Source organism: Ruegeria sp. CDSC085, assembly GCF_059610465.1.
Window position 1 is genome coordinate 40,294 of sequence record NZ_JBXWNR010000019.1, and the last position, 19,206, is coordinate 59,499.

General features: G+C 53.6%; 17 protein-coding genes. 11 read left to right on the plus strand and 6 right to left on the minus strand.

What is annotated here, in order from left to right:
• Nucleotides 1-4 precede the first annotated feature (4 nt).
• From repA to AC2FJB_RS19475, 5 genes are all read left to right on the plus strand, one after another.
• The gene (gene repA, locus AC2FJB_RS19455) at nucleotides 5-1,189 is read left to right on the plus strand and encodes a plasmid partitioning protein RepA (protein ID WP_037317392.1); all 1,185 of its coding nucleotides are present in this window, start codon (nucleotides 5-7) and stop codon (nucleotides 1,187-1,189) included.
• Entirely contained in the window at nucleotides 1,189-2,157 is a 969-nt protein-coding gene (repB, locus tag AC2FJB_RS19460; RefSeq protein WP_496671700.1) for a plasmid partitioning protein RepB, read from the plus strand. The genes repA and repB overlap by 1 nt, the downstream gene beginning before the upstream one ends.
• 178 nt (nucleotides 2,158-2,335) lie before the next feature.
• Nucleotides 2,336-3,430 (plus strand): helix-turn-helix domain-containing protein, encoded by a 1,095-nt coding sequence (locus AC2FJB_RS19465; RefSeq protein ID WP_496671697.1) that lies wholly within the window; start codon nucleotides 2,336-2,338, stop codon nucleotides 3,428-3,430.
• 23 nt (nucleotides 3,431-3,453) lie between these two features.
• The gene (locus tag AC2FJB_RS19470; protein ID WP_496671694.1) at nucleotides 3,454-3,810 is read left to right on the plus strand and encodes a CopG family ribbon-helix-helix protein; all 357 of its coding nucleotides are present in this window, start codon (nucleotides 3,454-3,456) and stop codon (nucleotides 3,808-3,810) included.
• Nucleotides 3,807-4,088: a type II toxin-antitoxin system RelE/ParE family toxin gene (locus AC2FJB_RS19475; RefSeq protein ID WP_496671692.1), complete on the plus strand. Its 282-nt coding sequence runs from the start codon at nucleotides 3,807-3,809 to the stop codon at nucleotides 4,086-4,088. The genes AC2FJB_RS19470 and AC2FJB_RS19475 overlap by 4 nt, the downstream gene beginning before the upstream one ends.
• Nucleotides 4,089-4,511: 423 nt before the next feature.
• Here AC2FJB_RS19475 and AC2FJB_RS19480 read toward each other — a convergent pair whose 3' ends face one another.
• From AC2FJB_RS19480 to AC2FJB_RS19490, 3 genes are all read right to left on the minus strand, one after another.
• Nucleotides 4,512-8,003, minus strand: coding sequence for an ATP-binding protein (locus AC2FJB_RS19480; RefSeq protein WP_496671689.1), 3,492 nt, complete (start codon nucleotides 8,001-8,003; stop codon nucleotides 4,512-4,514).
• Entirely contained in the window at nucleotides 8,003-9,256 is a 1,254-nt protein-coding gene (locus AC2FJB_RS19485) for a metallophosphoesterase family protein (RefSeq protein WP_496720213.1), read from the minus strand. Before AC2FJB_RS19485 ends, AC2FJB_RS19480 begins: the two co-directional genes overlap by 1 nt.
• Before the next feature lie 69 nt (nucleotides 9,257-9,325).
• The gene (locus tag AC2FJB_RS19490) at nucleotides 9,326-11,101 is read right to left on the minus strand and encodes an ATP-dependent nuclease (RefSeq protein ID WP_496720215.1); all 1,776 of its coding nucleotides are present in this window, start codon (nucleotides 11,099-11,101) and stop codon (nucleotides 9,326-9,328) included.
• A 393-nt stretch (nucleotides 11,102-11,494) separates the two neighbouring features.
• On the opposite strand from AC2FJB_RS19490, the gene AC2FJB_RS19495 reads away from it, so the two are divergent.
• From AC2FJB_RS19495 to AC2FJB_RS19510, 4 genes are all read left to right on the plus strand, one after another.
• Nucleotides 11,495-12,061 carry a tetratricopeptide repeat protein gene (locus AC2FJB_RS19495; RefSeq protein WP_496671681.1) on the plus strand — a complete coding sequence of 189 codons (567 nt, stop codon included), beginning with the start codon at nucleotides 11,495-11,497 and terminating at the stop codon, nucleotides 12,059-12,061.
• 26 nt (nucleotides 12,062-12,087) lie between these two features.
• Nucleotides 12,088-12,285, plus strand: a complete 198-nt coding sequence (locus AC2FJB_RS19500; RefSeq protein WP_496671678.1) for a hypothetical protein — start codon at nucleotides 12,088-12,090, stop codon at nucleotides 12,283-12,285.
• Between the two features lie 181 nt (nucleotides 12,286-12,466).
• Nucleotides 12,467-12,760, plus strand: coding sequence for a putative quinol monooxygenase (locus AC2FJB_RS19505; RefSeq protein ID WP_496671890.1), 294 nt, complete (start codon nucleotides 12,467-12,469; stop codon nucleotides 12,758-12,760).
• 5 nt (nucleotides 12,761-12,765) lie between these two features.
• Entirely contained in the window at nucleotides 12,766-13,572 is an 807-nt protein-coding gene (locus AC2FJB_RS19510) for a methyltransferase domain-containing protein (protein WP_496671675.1), read from the plus strand.
• 290 nt (nucleotides 13,573-13,862) lie between these two features.
• Here the strand turns inward: AC2FJB_RS19510 and AC2FJB_RS19515 are convergent, their stop codons facing one another.
• Nucleotides 13,863-14,258, minus strand: coding sequence for a LysR substrate-binding domain-containing protein (locus AC2FJB_RS19515; RefSeq protein WP_496818912.1), 396 nt, complete (start codon nucleotides 14,256-14,258; stop codon nucleotides 13,863-13,865).
• A 341-nt stretch (nucleotides 14,259-14,599) separates the two neighbouring features.
• Here AC2FJB_RS19515 and AC2FJB_RS19520 point away from each other — a divergent pair, with 341 nt between their 5' ends.
• Both AC2FJB_RS19520 and AC2FJB_RS19525 read left to right on the plus strand, forming a co-directional pair.
• Nucleotides 14,600-15,502 carry a LysR substrate-binding domain-containing protein gene (locus AC2FJB_RS19520; protein ID WP_496671670.1) on the plus strand — a complete coding sequence of 301 codons (903 nt, stop codon included), beginning with the start codon at nucleotides 14,600-14,602 and terminating at the stop codon, nucleotides 15,500-15,502.
• A gap of 226 nt (nucleotides 15,503-15,728) precedes the next feature.
• The gene (locus tag AC2FJB_RS19525; RefSeq protein WP_496671667.1) at nucleotides 15,729-16,547 is read left to right on the plus strand and encodes a GNAT family N-acetyltransferase; all 819 of its coding nucleotides are present in this window, start codon (nucleotides 15,729-15,731) and stop codon (nucleotides 16,545-16,547) included.
• A gap of 768 nt (nucleotides 16,548-17,315) precedes the next feature.
• Here the strand turns inward: AC2FJB_RS19525 and AC2FJB_RS19530 are convergent.
• The gene (locus AC2FJB_RS19530) at nucleotides 17,316-18,632 is read right to left on the minus strand and encodes a TRAP transporter large permease (RefSeq protein WP_299353548.1); all 1,317 of its coding nucleotides are present in this window, start codon (nucleotides 18,630-18,632) and stop codon (nucleotides 17,316-17,318) included.
• Nucleotides 18,632-19,177: a TRAP transporter small permease gene (locus AC2FJB_RS19535; protein ID WP_299985866.1), complete on the minus strand. Its 546-nt coding sequence runs from the start codon at nucleotides 19,175-19,177 to the stop codon at nucleotides 18,632-18,634. Before AC2FJB_RS19535 ends, AC2FJB_RS19530 begins: the two co-directional genes overlap by 1 nt.
• Nucleotides 19,178-19,206 lie beyond the last annotated feature (29 nt).

Below are 19,206 nucleotides of genomic sequence, written 5' to 3' on the forward strand. Positions count from 1 at the left end.
CTACATGATTCCCGTGACACCACTTACGGCAGATCGACCATCGGCACTCGCCACGGAAATTTCCGAGAGATTGAACTCGGCTATCCGAGAGCATCTTCTTGCTGCCTTTGCACCTGACAACACAAAATCACTACGCACATTCGCAGCACCAGAAGCGGCCGAACTTTTGGGCGTCTCGGGTCAATTCATGCGCAAGGTCCACTCAGAAGGTACAATTCCTGAACCAAAAGACGTGCGAAGCGGTCGACGTTACTATACTGCGCAAGAGCTTTGGGAAGCACGTGAAACGCTTGAGAAGACCTCGCGCAAACAAGGACGCTACATCCCTCGCCGGACGGAAGGAGAGAAACTTCAAGTCTGGCAGTTGATGAACTTCAAAGGCGGTAGCAGCAAAAGCACTACAACAATTCATCTGGCTCATTTTTTCGCGCTTCGCGGATACCGTGTGCTGGCCGTTGACCTAGACCCCCAAGGCTCGCTTACATCCATGTGCGGCATCAGCCCTGAAATCGAGTTCGATGGGCTAACTATATACGATGCCATTCGCTATGAAGACCCGGTTAATATGGCAGATGTCGTGCTTCCGACATATTTCCCCGGATTGTCTGTGGCACCGTCACGGCTTGTTCTTTCTGAATTTGAGACGGAATCCGCCGTCCACTCTAACCCTGACCATCCGTTTTTTACGAGAATACGGAATGCTCTGGCCCAAGTGGAAGACGATTTTGACCTTGTTCTTATTGATAGTCCACCACAACTCGGGTTCCTAACCATCGCGGGGATGGCTGCCGCCAGTTCTTTGCTCGTGCCCTTAACACCTTCTATGTTGGACGTGTCTTCGACAGCTCAATTTCTCGAACTTGCTGGTGCTTATATGGCTGTCATTGAAGACGCCGGCGCCACTCTCGAATACGACAGCTTCAAGTTCCTTATAACACGTGACGAGCCAACAGACGTTCCATCTCAACAGCTGGCTTCATTCATGCGAGCACTGTTTCAGGACCGCGTTATGTCAGCAACGGCTCTGAAGAGCACTGCGATCAGTGACGCAACAATGCTCAAGCAGTCGATCTACGAGGTTGTGCGTTCGGAAATGACACGCGCAACCTATGACCGGGCAAAGAACTCAATGGATGCGATCGGCTCTGAGGTAGAGCAAATGATCCACCAAGCATGGGGACGTAGCTAATGGCTAGAAAATCTCTTCAAGAAATGTCGGGTATAGCGAGCACGATTGCACGTTCCGGATCTAAGACCGCAGACAGACCGGTAAGAGCCAACGCCCCTGCTCTCGGTGCGCTTCAAGGATCCCTTGCCGCAATTAGGGAAATTGACCCATCTCTCATAGACGATTGGGGACCGATTGATCGGCTTGGTGAGTTTACAGCTGTAAACCCTGATGAAGATGACGACAGCTTTGAGAGTTTGAAATCGAGCATCCAAGACGGCGGTCAACAAGTACCCATCCTCGTTCGGAAGTCGAAAACCGAAGGTCGTTACGAGGCGATTTATGGGAGGAGAAGGCTCAAAGCATGTCGTGAGCTCAAAATCAAAGTTCGCGCCAATGTTCAAGATATCGACGATGCGTCGGCGCTCCTTGCCAAAGGCCTTGAAAACGCAGCGAGGCGCAACCTGTCCTTCTACGAAAAAGCTCGCTTTGCGGAAGCAATTCAGACCGCTGGGCATGATACAGCCACGGTGAAACGAGTTCTGAACCTGTCAGCATCAGGATTGTCCCACCTTACTAAGGTCACGCAAAACGTTCCTTTTGAGGTCGGAGAAATGATCGGCGCAGCTCCAAAGTCAGGCCGCCCGAAGTGGACTGCACTTGCTGAGCACTTCTTGGCAGGCAAGCTGACAATTGACGACGCAACGGACTTGCTTCAAGCCGTCGAGCCATCGGTTTCCTCAGATGACCGGCTGGAAACCCTACTTAAAGCGGCCGCAAAACGTGGTGCCCGACAAAAGGACGGCGTTGGTGAAACCAGCCCCATTGATGGCGTGACTATCAAGTCCGGCAGCGGGTCTCTTACATTGTCAGTTAGAAAGACAGGTTCGAACGCGGATTTTGCTGAGTGGTTGGACAAAAATCTGACGAAAATCATCAAGAGAACACACGCCGAATTTACAGCTGTAAACAACAAGCAAAATAACTGAGGACGAGCAGAAAGGAGGAAGGCAAGCAAAGAAAAACCCCCGAAACCGGAGCTTCGAGGGCCGCTGCGCTAAGCGCAATTCTTAGATTAGACACCTAGAATCTAGCAGTCCCCGAATCGCCATACAAGAAAAAACGCTCCTGAGCGAACGGGTATTTTTTGTCTGCTGACATAAACTCATGAAAACAGTGACAGCAATGGCTCCGTCAGGAGCAACCTTGTCGAGCGCGACAGGGCAGGGGACTTATACGCCCAAGAAATGGATTCTTCTTCGAGCCGTTGAAGAGGCGAGAGAGTCGCTTGGGCTGAAGTCCACTTCTCTCAACGTCCTAAGAGCAATGATTTCCTTTTTGCAAGGAGATCAGATTTCAGTCGATCAGGATGATGAGCATATCTGCTTCGCATCCAACGCCGCGATTGCCAAACGAGCCCATGTCAGCGTTCCAACTGTTGAACGTCATATCTCGACTCTGGCCAAGCTTGGGATTGTCCGACGCGTAATGAGCTCAAATGGTAAACGTTGGGCACGCCGAGACCGACAGGGCAGGGTGGTCACAGCGACCGGTCTTTCCCTGATGCCATTGTCTGAAAGGCATGCTGAGTTCCTCCAGGAAGCCCAGAAGCATGCTGACCGCGTTCTCGAATTCACGTTACTCCGCGACAAGGTATCGGCCGCTCTGGCTCGTCTGAAAGAGCTTGTAGCAGACGATGGCTCTATCACAGATTTGATGACCTCCGTGCGCAATGCGCTGCGCCGCAAGCCGGATGCGCGTGTCCTCCGGAAACTTCTGGCTGAAATCTCTGTGGAAATCTCAGAGATAACACCGGCTCATACCGAAAAAATGAGGGCCTATGACCATAAAATTGAGGGGCACAAAGAGGACTCTTTGAATCCGATAGTTAAGAAAGGAAAACATTCTCAGGTTCAAGTTTCTCCAGATCAAATGGAGCGCAGCTTTCCACGTTTGTGCTCGGAACTTCGCCTTGCCCGGGATCAGTCACATTGTGACCGGCTTATGGACGATATCGCCGAGTACTTACGATTTGGTCAGACCTGGTATGCTATGAAATCGACACATGGCCCAGCTCTCCGTTTCATGGTGCTTGGATATATCTTTCAACGAGCTGAGAACATAAAATCTCACCAAGCTTATTTGATCTCACTGATCTCGAAAATCGATCGGGGAGATATGCAACCAACCACATTGTTGGCGCATAGTTCAAAAGTCCGCGGAAGTGCAGGCCATACCCATGATATCTCCTCACGCTCATGAGTTCAGAACAATAGGTGCAGTACATGCCATCGGTCTATTGTGAATATAATGGCAATGTATTACATTGTACTACAATACGGAAACAGGTGATTGCGATGAGTACCAGCCCATATTCAATCCGTCTCGATGAAGACCTGAGAAAGACCCTGGAACGGGAAGCTGCAATCGAAGATCGACCGCCTGCACAACTCGCCGTACGGGCAATTAGAATGATGTTAGAATCCAAAGCCGCTAAACGTGCAGCCATTGATGCGGCTGTTGAAAAAGCAGACCAAGGCAAGTTCATCACGGCAGACGAAATGAATGCCTGGATAGACAGCTGGGATACCGAGAATGAACTTTCGGCTCCGGTAGCAAGCGGGCAATCCAATAGCCAATGAAGATAGTATTTCTCGAAGATACGGCCCGGGACATTCAATGGTTCCGTTACTACTTCACGTCAGTTTTTCCTGAAGGCAGCGAAAGGGCACGAGCTCAGCTCAAAGCCATTCAGCTTACTCTTGCAGCCAACCCTTATGCAGGTCACTCAAGTGACACACGCCAAGACATACGGGAGCTTTCAGTGCCGCGAACCCCATTCACGCTGATCTATCGTGTAATGCCCACCCAGATAGAAATTCTGCGTCTCTGGGATACCCGCCAAGGCGCGGATTACTGAAACCAGGGTTTGAATACTGGTGGTATATAGCGAGCGGGGTAGGGGGCAAGCAACCGAACCTGTTTTGTTATTCGACCTCTAGCTTCTGCACAGAGGGCGGATTCCGGACCTTCGCTGCACACGCGCGCAGAAAACGTAACCTCGGCGTAAGCAGACATTGCACCTTGCCAAATCCGCTCTATCGCCCCCAACATTGCGTTGCCGCTTGAGGTTCAAGAGCAGCCAACCAGAAAATGCATTGAAATTCGTTCTGCTAGGCTCGGCCAGCATTTCCGAAGATCGGTTGTCTTCGACCGGCTAGAGATCTGTAGAGTACAACCGACTGTTGACCGAGTCCGACAGAGGAGGTGCGAAGCATTTAAGAAGCTCCGGCTAAGTACTTGTTGTCTCCAACTAGTGGTTGCGATGACATTTTCTTGCCAATCAAGCTGCGCCGCTGACGAATTGCAACTTGGGGATCTCGTGGATTGTTACCTTGTCGCCGCAAACCTTCTTCCCAATCTCGCAGAGATGCTCATGGTGGGTGAAGTAGAGAGCCTGCCCGTCTTGCGCAATTTCGCTCAAAAGACCGAGTGTCGCTGCCGCACGCCGATCATCGAAGGTTTCCATTACGTCATCGCCGATGAATGGAAGCGGGCCTGCGACGTCGCAGAACCGACGGTATCCGGCGAGACGCAAGGCAAGATAGAGCTGGAAACGCGTCCCCTTTGACATCTCATCAGCCCCTAGGGACCCCCCACCGTTGGATCGCAGAGCAATCAGACGATCACCATTTCTGTCTGGATGTGTTGTGAGATCATGGAACTCCCCACGAGTGATAGTACGAAATGCATCGGCTGTATGCGCCAGCAATTCTGAACGATGGCGATCACGGTAAACCGCAAGGGCACGATCGGCTGCCATTACCCCAAGCTGGAGAGAGAGCGCCCGATCGGCTTTCTCCGCAATCTCGATCAAGACGCTCCGGCGCTCTTCTTCAAGAAGCGCAACGGCCGCGTCTCCACCGACTTCCTCGATCGCTCTTATTGCATCACGCCGCCCACCAATCCGGTCTTCAAGCTCACCTTCGGCTTCTGAAAGATCACTGTCGATTTCAGCTAGACCACTATCAACGTCGTTGCGATTTTCTGCGTCGAGCAGTTCATCCGCGTCCTTTCTGGATTCAGCGCCCAGGCGTTCGAAGAGATCGCGTTGCTTTTCTTCCACGGTCTTAGCCAAATCGGTTCTCTGCTGCGATCGGTTAAGTACATCTGCCAGTTCGTCGAGATTTGTGATGGTCTCGATCTCTGGAAAGTGTCCAGCCATTTGCTTTAGCCGTGTCTCTACACGCGAGAGTTCCACGTCCGCTTTTGCAAATCTTTCTTCAGCGATCAGGCGAGCCTCTTCCGCTGCCTGCAAGGCCGTGTTCGCATCGTCAGCTGCCTTCAACCTCGTCTTAAGCTCAGCATACGTCGATGCCGGGTTCTGCTCCGAGGCAACCTCGAGCCTGACAGAAAGCCGGTCTACGGCGTCCTTGAAGGCGGCGCGATCACGCTCCATAGCCTCGACGCGCGCCACGAGTTCGACGCGTTTGCTGGCTTGCGTCGCCAGACCGCGAAGCGGATCAAGGAGCGCGCGGACCTGTGTTGTGTTGCGCTCGGTCAACCAGAGTCCTTCCAGCGCATCTGTCCACTCGCTCTGCCAATTGGCAAATGCCTGTTCTTCGTTTGAAAGGGCTCGGTCCCGCTGTCGTTTTTGCGCCTTCGCCGCCGCCACAGCTTTTTCAGCCGCCGAGCGCTTTGCCGCGTCTTCGATTGCGCGGTCTTTCAGGTTGTTCGACCGTGCCTGAAGCTGTCGAAGGGTCGGAGCATCAGGGGATCTTTCACCTAGGGCCGTCAGCGCCTCAATGAGCGCGGTTTTGGTGACCTCGCAATCTGCAGCGGCGCGTTCCCGTGCCGATCGCTGAGCGTCCGCCTCGGCGACAACGTCTAGCAATGCCTCAGCCCGCTCGACCCAACCCGGCAGGTCCTCAGCGGGGTATTCTGTCGGCAAGCCAGCCTCGGAGAGAACCGGCGCCATTTCTTTGCGGAGCGCAAATAGGTCGTCCTGGGTTTCTTTCATCTTGGCTGCGACGGTCTCGAGGCTTGCATCAGTTGCTGTAATCTCGATTTCTGCTGATCGAAGTTCAGCCAGCCGGTCTGCCGCAGCTAGACGATCGTCACGAACTCGGTCGTCTTCTCCAAGCGCGACTTCAAAGACGTCTGCCGAAGCGTCATCCAGGCGGGATCGATGCGAAGCCCAAGCCTTATCGCGCAGAACACGCACACGCTTTGCCTCGGCATCAGCTATGCCATCACTCTGCGAAGAAAGAGCAGACACGATGTTCACATTTCGGGCGCGTGTTTCTTGAAGTTGCGCCCTACGATCTTCCAACTCCCTCAATTTCTGCGCCAGTTCGAGCGCGGTTCTGGACCAGCGATCAGTTTGTTGGGCATCGGGCAATGACGCTGGTGCGAGGTCTGCTTCTGTCGCTGACCAAGGAGCCAACCTTTTGAGATCCCGCTCTATCGATTTGCTCAAGCGTTCAAGCGCCTCCGCGGCATGCTGCTCGCGTTGTTCGGGATTGTCTTGGTTGAACTGGTCGAGCAGGGAGGTCAGCGAGGCCATTTCCGCGCTCTGGGCAGGTGCAGCCTCGAGGTCTTCGACCGCAGACTGGAGGGCATCCTCAGCCGCGCTCACTTCGTCTCGGGCGGACGCCACTCTTTGAGCCAAAGCGGCTTCTCGGGCGGAAAGTTCATCCAACCGCGCGAGCCGGTCGTCCGGGACAATTAGGGTAGTCAGATCGCTGTCTTCCATCGCGCCCAGTCGGGCGCGAATTTCGTCGAGCTTGGCGTCAACCTTTTGGAGCTCTTCCCGCCGTTTTGGCAGGTCTTCCTGTGCTGTGCGAGCACGGGCTGCAGGTATCTCCAGCGAAGTGATTTCGGCGCGCACAGAATCAATCTCGGGGTCAGGTACCAGGGCTTCAAGTCGATCATCCGCAGCCTTGATATCGGCCTCGGCGTCTCCCTTTTTTGCCATGGCTGCCGCAAGCTCTTCCTTGAGAGCACCTACTTCCGCTGACCATCCCGCAGGAGCGTCAGGCAAGTGGGTAATGGGCTGGAGCTGTTCTTCCAGTCTGAGAAGACCATCACGGATTGCGAAGGCATCTTTCAACGCGGACAACCGGATTTGCTCCGCCCGGAGATTGTCGCGACTGTCCCGTGCGACCTGATAGGCTTCCTCCGCTTGCCGACGACTTTCAACGAGAGCCTCGAAGCCACTGGCATGGATGTCCAACGTGCGGCGGCGCTCGTCCATAATACTGAGTTCGTCCTTCAAGGACTTCAGTTCGCTCGATCGCGACCGAGGCATGTAGAACTTGGCAGCCTTTTCACGCAACGCGTCGAGGCCATCGCTTAGATCACCGAGCCCAGCAGTTGCTGCAAAGAGCAGACGACCAAGATCACCACGACTTGCCAGAATTTCTTCGCCGCCTTGTACAAGCGTCTCGTCATTCAATGAAAACATCGTGCGATACGCATCGCGGGACAAACCGTGCAAAGTTGCTGACAATAGGGTTGGATCGACCCCGTTGTCCGCTCCATCCAAAAGATTTCCGTCCCGTCGTTTAATGCGCGAGAGCTCGACGTCTTGGCCGTCAATCTCGAGAACGGCGCCCACACGAAGGGCGCTGTAATCGTGGAGGAAGTTGTATTTGCTCCGGTCTTCAATACCGAACAGAAGGTCGAGATAGCCATTGAAGGCTGTCGACTTACCGGCCTCGTTTTCGCCGAAAATGATATGCAGATCGGATCCATTCTTAGGCCGATCTCCGAGATCAATCGAGAAATCTGTGAAGCGTCCATAGCGTGTTAAATTGAGCTTGCGCAGCCGCATCACGAAGCCTCCTTTTGGCTCTGGCCGCTTTTCAGCGAAGCGACGACGTCCGCTGCTCCTGCTTCAAGCAGGCGATCAAGAACGCCCTTCGTGCCATCCTGATCCGAACCGAAGCGATCACGCAGCTCCGCAGGCAGGGCGCGAACGACTTGCTCAAGGTGGGATGTGGCTTCCGACCGAAATGCACTGTCCCTTGCGACCTCTTTCATGAGCAACGCTAGCTCGTCTACCGGGTCGGCATCTTCAGCACTAGCAACAGGTGAAGCGACCTTGATTTCGATTTTCTCGATCCAAATTCCGCCAACCTGATCCGCTGCATCCTTCGCTTCAGCCAAAAGCAGATCGACGTCACGATGGAGCCGCCAGCCAAGGTTCGAGTTTCCGGAAAGCTCCAAGCGGCAGATGACATATTCCGAGAGAGCAGAATTGCGCGCATTCTTGAGCGCAGCTCGAAGTGTCTGAAGTATACCCTGCCAGCTATCGGTGCCAGATAGATCAAGGTTCACGCGTTCGAACTCGGCGATGGATACATTGCGTTCGCTCACACTGAGCTCGCCGCCAGAAATCTCCACCGCAGTCACCGTCTTTGGACCAGCTTCTCCAATGTCCCGACCCTGCGGAATGCCGGGCATGACGACATAAGGGTTCTCCGAATGCACTTGTCGTGCGTGGACGTGGCCCAGTGCCCAATAATCGAAGCCGTGACTACTAAGTTCGTTAAGCGCACACGGGGCGTATTCATCATGCCCTGATGCACCAGCGAGGCTCGTATGCATCAGCCCAATATTGATAAGCCCGTCAACCGGAGGCCTGTACTTTGGCAAAAGGCTATCCGGTGCATGACGACGTGCAAAGCTAACGCCGTGGATTGCGACACCCGCATCGGGAATCTCCTCGACCCCTCCGTGCCCGGTAAAGACGTGAACATTTGAAGGGAGATCCAAGTAGCGCGTGATCGTGGATTCGGAGTCGTGATTTCCCCGGATCATGAAGACGCGAATGCCAGCCTCGTCCAATCGGCGCATTTGACGTCCAAGGAATGCGGCCGTCTTCATGCTTCGGAGGTCACCGTCGTATAAATCGCCTGCGATGATTAGGGCATCGGCGCTTTCCTCGATGCAGATATCAATGATCCGCTCGAATGCTCTTCGGGTAGCACCACCAACAAGCTGAGCAAGATCAGGATCGCGCATCGCCAGAGTCTTGAGGGGCGAGTCTAGGTGAACATCCGCAGTGTGAATGAACTTAAACATCGTTTCTAAAGTACCCTTCCTCTAAATTGCAGAAACTGCTTTCTCCGCATAGCAATGCGCTTCGATGGCCTACTGTCTGAGCCATGCCAACATAGCTTGTACGTTTCCATAGTTGGGCAGGCCGTCGCGAAACGCTTCGGTTGGGTACGACGACAAGAAGCTGCTATGAACAGACGCTGTTTTACCTTCCAAGCCCAAATGAGTTTCAATCGTGCCATCCGTCCAAACCCAGATGCCTTGGGCCTTCAAGTGTTCATGGATGGCATCGATGTGCCCACGAGCGTCTGCCTCCGCAGCCATAATCTCGTATGCCTTGGCAGCCGAGACGTCGCCAAATTTTTTGGGAAAACCGTCCTCTGCCAAGTCGATTCTTCCTTCGCCTTGCAGGCGCGTGAGCACCGCAATGCACCCCTGAACAGCCGCGTTGGTGTCGGTGATCAAACCGTGCTGGATGGCGGGTCTAAACGCGAAATCAAGATCGACGACAGCCTTTGTAGGAATTCCCATCGCAGCAAGTACGGGCAGCGCTTTAGGCACATCGCTTGAACTTCCGAGCGAGACCAAGCCCAATTTGTCTTCTTCAAGTGAGCAACCTGCTTCATGCTGAAACAGCTCTGGAAGCAGCGTCTGTTCGGTTTTGCCTTCTGCTAGGACTACCTTCTCGGAAAAAAGTAGCTGGGTTGAGTTAGAGAGCGCGAAAAGAGTTGCCGATTGGTGCTCCGCTCCGGCTATGGCGTCGTGAACGGCGTCTACCATCCTGGGAAAGCATATCGTACCATCCGCCGCTGTTCGACGGATCAAGAGAGCGTTTGGTGCATCTGCTCTTGCGATCATATTGGCCGAGTGGGTCGAAAAAGCGACCTGATAGCTCTCCGCAGAGAGGCGGCTCAGCGATGCACGCACCATCTCAATGGCCTGAGGGTGCAGGTATAACTCGGGTTCATCTATTAACAGCAAGGTTGTCCGCGCCTCATTGGCCGCTGCCTGCCTTCGGATCTCGGACAAACACTTGATTAGGGCGATTTGAACAGAACGTTGCGCTCCGTGCCCGAAAGATGATGCGTCCCGACCGGTCTCTGGATCAAATTGCTCGTCATAGATCTTGATAGTCGCGTTTCTCAAAAAATCCGAGAATTCAGGCGTTTGGATGTGAGTTTTGGCGACGACCCCGGGGAAAAAACGGCCAAGTTCATTTTGAATTTGTGTGTCGAGTTCAACTAGTGTCTCATCCTTCTCGTCACCGTCGGCAGATAGCCGCGAAGCGACTTGTGCGAGAGCATCTGTGACTGGACCTGCGTTTCGTTCGGCGACAGGCCCGATGATTTCTTTGATTAATTTCCCAATTGTCGTACCTGAAGCAAACTTCCCAACGTCCTCTGTCGTGTTCTCCATCGCGCCGATGAATATCGGATCGGGAAAAATCCTCGCAATGGCTTGGTCTATTCCCGTTGGATTAACGATCCATGTTTCTTGGCCATCTTCCATCTTCCTTACTTCCAGACGGATCTGCCCAACCGGCACATTTGGTTGTGGTTGTGTTCGGCGCAGCGAAATCGTCCCGTCTATTACGTGCGGTTCGATCCTATTCCGATGATTGTCTTCCAAAGCATCGAGCAAATCAGCGTCGATGCCCGTAATCTCGGCCGTTACAACAAGTGGTAATCCGGGGTCGAGAAAATCCGATGATTGTAGAGCCGATTTCTTGATCACCCATGATAACGCTTGCAGGATATTTGTTTTCCCGGCGTTGTTGTAGCCGATTAGAGGCGTATAGGCTGCAAGCAGCAGCTCGACTTCTTGAATGGACTTGAAGTTCTGAATCTTAACCTTGGAAATACGGTGCATCCGTCGCCTTTCTAAAACGTTCGCAAAAAATTCTCTTGCGCATCAAGTGCGGTGCTAAACTGTATAGCAGCGCAAAAGTCACAGATGGTACTCGAAGATTCCAACGGGTTTTTCTCCGGGATGTTTGAGTTGACTCTGAATGCGCAGTGAATCGATTCTATTACGTCCGTCACTGCAGCGTATGGTGGTTTGTTTCAAAGTCAGCAAAGGCTTGCCCTTACAGAACCCTTAGGTGCTCGCGTGTTGGCTGGTTCACCCTAGCGCGCGTTTGGATGGGCTTTGTGCTTCCGTCCGGCACGACAGGGCGAAGCTCTTTCGGGATGACCGAGGAGAGCTTTGACACAAGATCACGCGCAGCCCGAGCGAGCGAGGGGTCTGCCTCAGAGGCCACCCATGCGCACCAAGGGCCGCAGCCTCCAACTCATCTGCCGTGAGCATCAGGGGCGGCATGTCATAGCCATCGTCAAGCACATATCCGATCCCCGCTTCGCCCGTGATGGGGATGCGTTGGCCATGAAGCTCCGCACGGTTGAGGAGGAACCTGATTATTCACTGGCTTGGTTACGGCTCGCCTACAATTATTTGGAGTCCAAGAAGCGCCAATTGGATACGCAGCCGGACTGGTCGGAGCGGGCGCGGCGGGCCGCCAATAAGGCACTTGAGGCTGACCGGGACAACCCGGATGCGTATTACGCACTGGCGATCCACATCCGTAGGGTTGGTGAGAGCACAGATATCTTCCGAAATTACGCGCAACGCGCAATCGATCTCATCCAAACGACTCCTGGATTCTCGCCGATTTGGGGATCTTTCTGGCATATTCGGGAGAATGGGAGGCTGGTGAAACCTGGATCACTCGGGCGCGGGAACTCAATCCTCAGCTTCATCCCGGATATGGCAACGCCTTTCACCTGCATGCAATCGTGCGGGGCGACTACGATGAAGCATTGGCCGAAATAGCCGGTAGGGGTGGTGCACGTCGCCTCATGAACATGGCATACACTGCCGCGGCTTTGGCGTTAAACGGCGAACTGGACGCAGCGAGAAACCTGATCAATGAACTAAGAAAAGAGTTTCCTGAAGCAATCAAAGACCCACTGGCCCCTTTCCGCGCACGTGACATGCCGAAAGACCCGATCGAAATACTACGTGAAGGGCTCAATCTAGCAGGGCTGGTCGTTTGAGTCGCGTAGCTTCCGTCCAAGGGTCTTGAGCCATTGGTCTGTTTCAGGACAGGTTCGGTACTGGTTCTGTTTATTGATGACAGTTGGTAATGAGTCAAAACGACAAAGGGCTAGTGATGTGATATGAGGTATTCTTGAGGTCATCATGCAGGCAGCAACCCTACCAATCGGAGGGGCTTTTATGATCATGCGGATATTTCAAGTCACAGCGAAAGAAGGCAAAGAGGAGGAGTTCGGTGACTTCTTCCACAACACGGCCATACCATTGATGCGGGGAACCGAAGGGATCGTGCAGGTCCTTCCGGGCGCAGCGCGGGCTGACAGTCCAGGAGAATTCAGTTTCGTGATGATCTGGAAAGATCTCGCTTCTCTCAAGGCGTTTGTAGGCGATGATTACCAATCGCCGCATGTGGATCCTTCAGAAGCCGAATTGGTCGAATCCAGATCAATCAAACACTACGAATTTGTGGAGTAGCGCAAATGGCTGCCGAAGTAACACAAGAAGAACTCCAAGCGGGTCGTGGATACGAAGCTCTGTTTGTGCCAGCGCTATTTGCACCGTGGTGCGACCATTTGACTGGCGGCGCAAGAATACGCGAAGGTGCGCACGTTTTGGATGTTGCGTGTGGTACAGGCGTGTTGACGCGAGCAGCACGCGAGTGTTCTGGACATACTGGTCGCGTGGTCGGACTTGATCCTGCACCCGGCATGATTGCAGCGGCAAGAGAAGTTGAACCCAATATCGAGTGGGTTCTGGGCAGTGCCGAAGAGCTGCCCTTCGCGGATGACTCGTTTGATTGCGTGATCTCTCAATTTGGAATGATGTTTTTTCAGGACCTGCGGAAAGCGACACGCGAAATGTACCGGGTGACCAAACCGGGCGGCAGGCTGGGGGTGGCGATCTGGCACTCTATCGATCAGAATCCTGCGTATCGAGACATCGTCGCTGTGTTGGGGGCACACGTATCACCAGAGGCAGCAAATTCTGTGAGGCTGCCATTCAATTTGGGCAACCCCGACGAAGTCGCGAACATCTTGTCGCAAGTGGGCTTCGATGACATTGCCTTTGAAACCAAAAGCGAGCAGGCAACCTTTCCCAGCACCCGGACAATGGTGGAAGTCGAACTACGGGGTTGGCTGCCGCTGTTTGATATACATCTCAGTGAAGAAAAAATCGCAGAAGTTCTGATCGAATCCGATGTGAAACTTTCGAAATACGCCACGCCTTCGGGCAAGGCGATCTTCCCGACGACGGCCTACATCATGACCGCCTGCAAGCCGGATTAGACAAAACAAGCGATCGATCGGCACTTGCCCCGGACTCGGCGATCCCGCTGGTTTGGGAATTTACGGTCTCGAAAAAATCTGCCCGCAGCAGGTTTCAGGGAACACTTTCTTCCAACTAAAAACGAGTGACAGCGTGATCATATTGATATTGATCAAGCTGTGACCCGCGCGATGAAGTAGGATGTCGTCAACACTCTATGTCCCAGCGATTTGGTTACGCTGAGAACAAACGTCGGAACCTGCGTGCTCGTCAATCTAGACAAAAAGTTTGCGACACTTCCGGAACGTGGTCAGTTTTCGGACGTATGCGTCGATACGACTTGTGATTGAGATTTAAGCCACTTGACGAACACCTTAGCCTCAGGACGCTGAAATACTGCTTGAGTCTGGATGTAGTAGACGCCGAAGAGTGGCTCAGAGAACAATTCAATCATCCGACCAGATGACAGATCGTCCTCAAAAAAAGCTCTGGCAGAATACGTGATCCCGTAACCTCGGCGAACCGCGGTCATGATCAGGTTCCCAGGCATGTGATTTATCGTCAATGGCTCGGGAGGTACGACCCCATGATAGGTGAACCAGTCAGCCGCCTCGTTGGTGCCCAGTTCCTGCAACCAGGGCAACTTCGTTAAAGAGGCCGGGTCACGCAGATCTCGGCCTTCCACCAGTGAAGGTGCTCCGATCACGACCATGTCGGAGACAAGGACAGTAGCTCCACAGTGTCACCGATGACCGGCCTCTATGTGCGTGTGTCGCGGCCGAGTCCAAGTTAGAAAGTACTGAAACAGAGATGCAAGGCTACGCCGCTGCCCCGTGCATTGCTTCTCCGATGGCACTCTGTAACTCGGGAAATGGCTAGGGCGCGGGCGACCGTTGGCATCGTACATTGAAATGGCACGTAACAGGTCTGTGTTTGGGGAAAACATCGAATTTCTCCATCAATGGGTGATTTACAATTGGAGTATGGTAATATTTCGGTAATTCTGAGAGTCAGAAATACTATTGGGATGAAAGGTGATCTTTCAGCATGACACTAGACTGGACAAAGCTGCCATCCTTAACCGCGCTTAGGGCGTTCGAGGCTGCAGCGCGGGCAAAGAGCTTTTCAGCAGCGGCACGATCGCTCAATGTAACTCATGCGGCCGTAGCGCAACAGGTCCGTGCACTGGAAGAGTTCATTGGTATGCAATTGCTTGAGCGCTCTGCGCGAGGTGTGAGTCTGACGTCTGAGGGGCAAGAACTTGCGAAGGCTTTGGCGAATGGATTTGCCGCAATCGCTGAAGGGATCGAAACTCTTCAAGAAAAAAATAGGAACCGACCTGTGCGCGTGACTACAACGGCATATTTTGCCGAGGCGGTTATATTTCCAAAGATCGCGGAATTTTGGAGTAAGGCTCCAAGAATCGAAATCTCGTTCGCCCCGACGGACGAGGCTATCGACCTTGTCGCGGAAGGCTTCGATCTCGCCATCCGGGCAGGTGCCGGAAACTGGCCAGACTTAAAGTGTCGGCTGTTGATAGAAAGCCCAACCCGGGCCTTTGCTGCACCTTCGCTTGTCGATAATCCCGCAACCAATTGGGATGAAGTTCCTTGGCTGATCCCGAGCGGCAGTCTCTGGGAACGCGAAGCACTAAAAGAATCCGGTATCGACACGAGCGCCATCAAAACTTTGGAGATTGGCGACCCGTCTCTCGAAATCCGCGCAGCGGAGGAAGGTATGGGGCTTGTGGTTGAATCCGAAATTGACGTACGCGCTCAGATCGAGGCTGGAACGCTGAAAATTGCCCCCATCACAGTCACTAACATGTCTCGATATTTCATAGTCACGCCGCCATGGAAGCCTCGGCCGGCAGTCGCTGCATTTATTAGTTGGCTTGAGTCCGTCGGGCCAAGGCTCGACGAGGAGGCTTCGGCATCCAAGGACACCTGAGCCGCGCATATGATCGTTTTCACCTGGCAGCTAATCAAAATTTGTAAGGCCGATTGCCCGCCGAGCAGACCTTGAAGTCGCCAGAACCGGCTCAATGTGCTACTGCAAACGTCAGATGACCGTTCTGAGCCCGGAAGCGGCCCATTCGAGAAGCATGGTTTTCGATAACGATCCTTGACCCGACCCGATTTCTTGCAAGATGCTTGCGCAGAGAAAGGGCGGCAAGTTGGAAGCTAATCTCAATCGTTCTGGATACCGATTGCGGCCGAGTATGGTATCGGATCGATCAGATGTGGCAGAGTACATATTTGGGGACGCAGAGGTCGCCAAAACTCTCGTTCACAACGTCTCTTCGCGAAAAGGTGCACTGGCGGCAACCGATGCTTGGATCGACACTCTTGCCGTCGATGGAGTGCGGAGCGCCAACAATGCCCCACACATTGGTCTGTGGACCGTCCGGGACGAAGCCAGCGATAACCAATTTGTAGGAATTCGTGGCGTATTTGTTGCGCCGGGATTGCCCCATAATACTGTGGTGACTTTTGTTGCAGTCGCTCGTTCCTATTGGGGGAAAGGGGTATCAAGCGATTCATCCCGAATACTATGTGGACACGTTTTCGAAACCTCTGACGCCGATGGGATCTACACGCGTGTATGGCCAAAATTGAACCCAGCGAGCGACGCAGTTCAACGTCGGCTGGGTTTTGCCCCTGCGGAACGGCATACGCTGCAAGATACATTTGGCAAAGCCCGGATGCAGGAAGTGCTAGATTTCGACCTGTGGCGAGCATCCAATTTGCAAGGCGACGGTTTCGATGAGACGCTGCGCCAAGTTTCGATAAGAATTGGCCAGTTGGCGGCGGAAGATCTTTTGAACCTCAAAGTGGCGGTTAAGAGAATTACAGAAGCGCTGCCAGACGTACTGGCGCAAGTCGAGGACATTAGAACCCAAGTGGCGAACGACGTCCGGCTTGGATTTCAAAATCCTGCGTGGGCAAGTTATCTAATGTCACGGGATAATTGGTTTGCGTCGCGAATTGTCTGAGTAATTGGCTAATGCAAATGATTGCTTTGTCCGTTGAAATCATCCCGCATCTCGGAAATTGCAAAGACTAGTTTTGGATGTCCGCTTCAATGCAACCGCAGGCTACGCCGTGTTGCCCGACCAGAAAGGTGCTTGCGCTCCGTTCAGAGCACCACTTTCTGCACTCGCAACGCGTTGTTTTTCCACAGAATCGGGCGGATTCCGGACTTTCTCTGCATGAGCGAGCCGATCATGGTGCAACGTTGAAAGCCGACATACACATTTGCTGCAAGCCAGGAATTTCTCTGCACCGCCGCATGGCGGCTGAGAGCCCGGAGTAGACATAGTCAACGCCGACGCTCGCAGGTGCTGCAACTCCCGCTTACCGAGACCATCAGCCACACTGCAGAAAGAAAAGCTGCCGTTCGTTACGCCCTCAGAAATTGTCCCGCCACCGGTGTTTGACTGGGCGACTATGCAATCTTTGGCTGCAATTCCGGCAATCCGGCACTGAAAATGTCAGTCGCGCGGAACGCACCAAGGTTCTCGTACTTCTCTCTTTCAGCAGAGATCGCTGCCGAATGCATTGCAGTGAAGGCGAGAAATGCAGGACCTTTGTCGGAGCTGAGGAATAGCCCGTGCTGTAACCTCAATTGAATTTCGCAAAACAGATGTTGGAAGGCTAACCAATCTCTAACTAGGTTCGTTGAGCGCCGAACGCCGCGAGCCGTACGTTTTAACACGCCATATCAGAGAGTTGGTTAGCGTCCTTTTGGGAGGCACCACTCGCTAGTGCATAGAGTTTGGCAGGAACAGCACCAGTGTTGGTACAAGTACCAACACGGCCAAGCGGATGATGTCGACGACCCAGAATGGCGTGACGCCTTTGAAGATCGTTGCTGTCGACACGTTCCCAACAACGCCTTTGAGGACAAAGACATTCAATCCGACCGGTGGTGTAATCAGGCTGATTTCGGTGACGACGACAACAATGATGCCGAACCAGACCGGATCAAAGCCTAGGCTCGTGACCAGTGGAAAAAAGATCGGCACAGTCAGCAATAGCATCGAAAGGCTTTCGAAAACACATCCGAGGATGACATAGACGCCAAGGATCATCAGCATTACCGTCATTGGCCCCAGACCCGCAGAGGAAACCGTGGCGCGCAGCGCTTCCGGCAGGCCGGCAAGGTTCACAAAGTTTGAAAACACCCAGGCGCCGATCAGAACAGTAAACAGAGCGGCGGTCGTCTGGGCGGTTTCGATCAAGACCTGCATCGTTGCAGCAAAGCTGAGTCTGCGCCGCGAAAAAGCGATCAGAAAGGCTCCTGCCGCGCCCATACCTGCCGCCTCGGTCGGGGAAAATGTCAAATTCAGTGGCCAGAAGTCCAAAACTCCGTACAACCCGCCGATTACAATGAAGAACAACAGAAGTACCGCCCACACGCCTTTCAAAGCCTTGGCACGATCAACCCAGCTCGCGCGATCCCCGGCGGGGCCGGCCTCTGGGTTGCGCAGGATCGTGTAGCGCACTGCCGCAAGGTAAAGAACGACCCCGAGCAATCCCGGGATGATACCGGCGATGAACAATTTTCCGATGCTGGTTTCGGTCAGCAAACCATAGATAACAAGAATGACAGAGGGCGGTATAAGAATCCCCAACGTGCCCCCGGCGGCGATGGATGCCGTCGACAGGCTGTCAGCATAATTGTATTTGCGCATTTGAGGCATCGCGACTTTTGACATCGTGGCAGCAGTCGCCAGGGACGAGCCGCAGATGGCCGAAAATCCGGCACAAGCAACGATTGTCGCCATTGCCAGCCCACCTCGAAAGTGACCCATAAAGGCGTAAGATACCTGATACAATTCGCGCGACAGTCCGCCCTTATTCACGAAAAGCCCCATCAGGATGAACAGTGGGACAACCGACAGCCCGTAGTCCTGTGCGGTGTCTATGATCAACCGACCGACCATAGAAATCGAGGCACGAAACCCGCGCAGTTCAGCATAGCCGACAAACCCCACAAACCCCATTGCTATCGCAATCGGCATCCGCAGGAACACAAGGAAAAGGACCGCAGCCAGGCCAAGGATGGAAAACAGCATCAGAAGTTTGCCTTTGTTGGGGAAATTACTCGCGCGACGGCACGGGCAATGAAGGTGATTGCAGTGACAAGGGTGAAAACGGAGATGAACCAACCGACATAGTGTTGTGGTAGGTTGAGGTATTCGCTGACATCGCCGTATTCGCGCGCACGTTCGGCAAGTTCCCAGACCCGCTTTGCGGGCCACAACAGAAAGAATCCGCACGCAAGATCAATTACAAAGTCGCGCAGGGCCGCAAGGCGACGGGAAAATAGCGGGTCCATAAGATCAACCACGATGTTCGCGCCTTTCCAACTGACGATAGGCAGAGACGAAAACACGATGATGGCCATGAACAGTCGCGTTAATTCGGTTGCCGATTCAATCGGGTTGCCAAACAGGCTGCGCAAAACGACATCTGCAAATGTCATCGACATCAACAGGAACAAGATACCGGCCGCAAACCATGTCGGGGCAACGGCGATATAGCGCCAGGGACTTGTTTGTCGCAGCGACATGTCCCAGTTTTGCGCTGGATTTGAGGTTTGGTCATCTTGTTCAGTCATGATGGTGGGTCCACTGTATGAAACAAGGC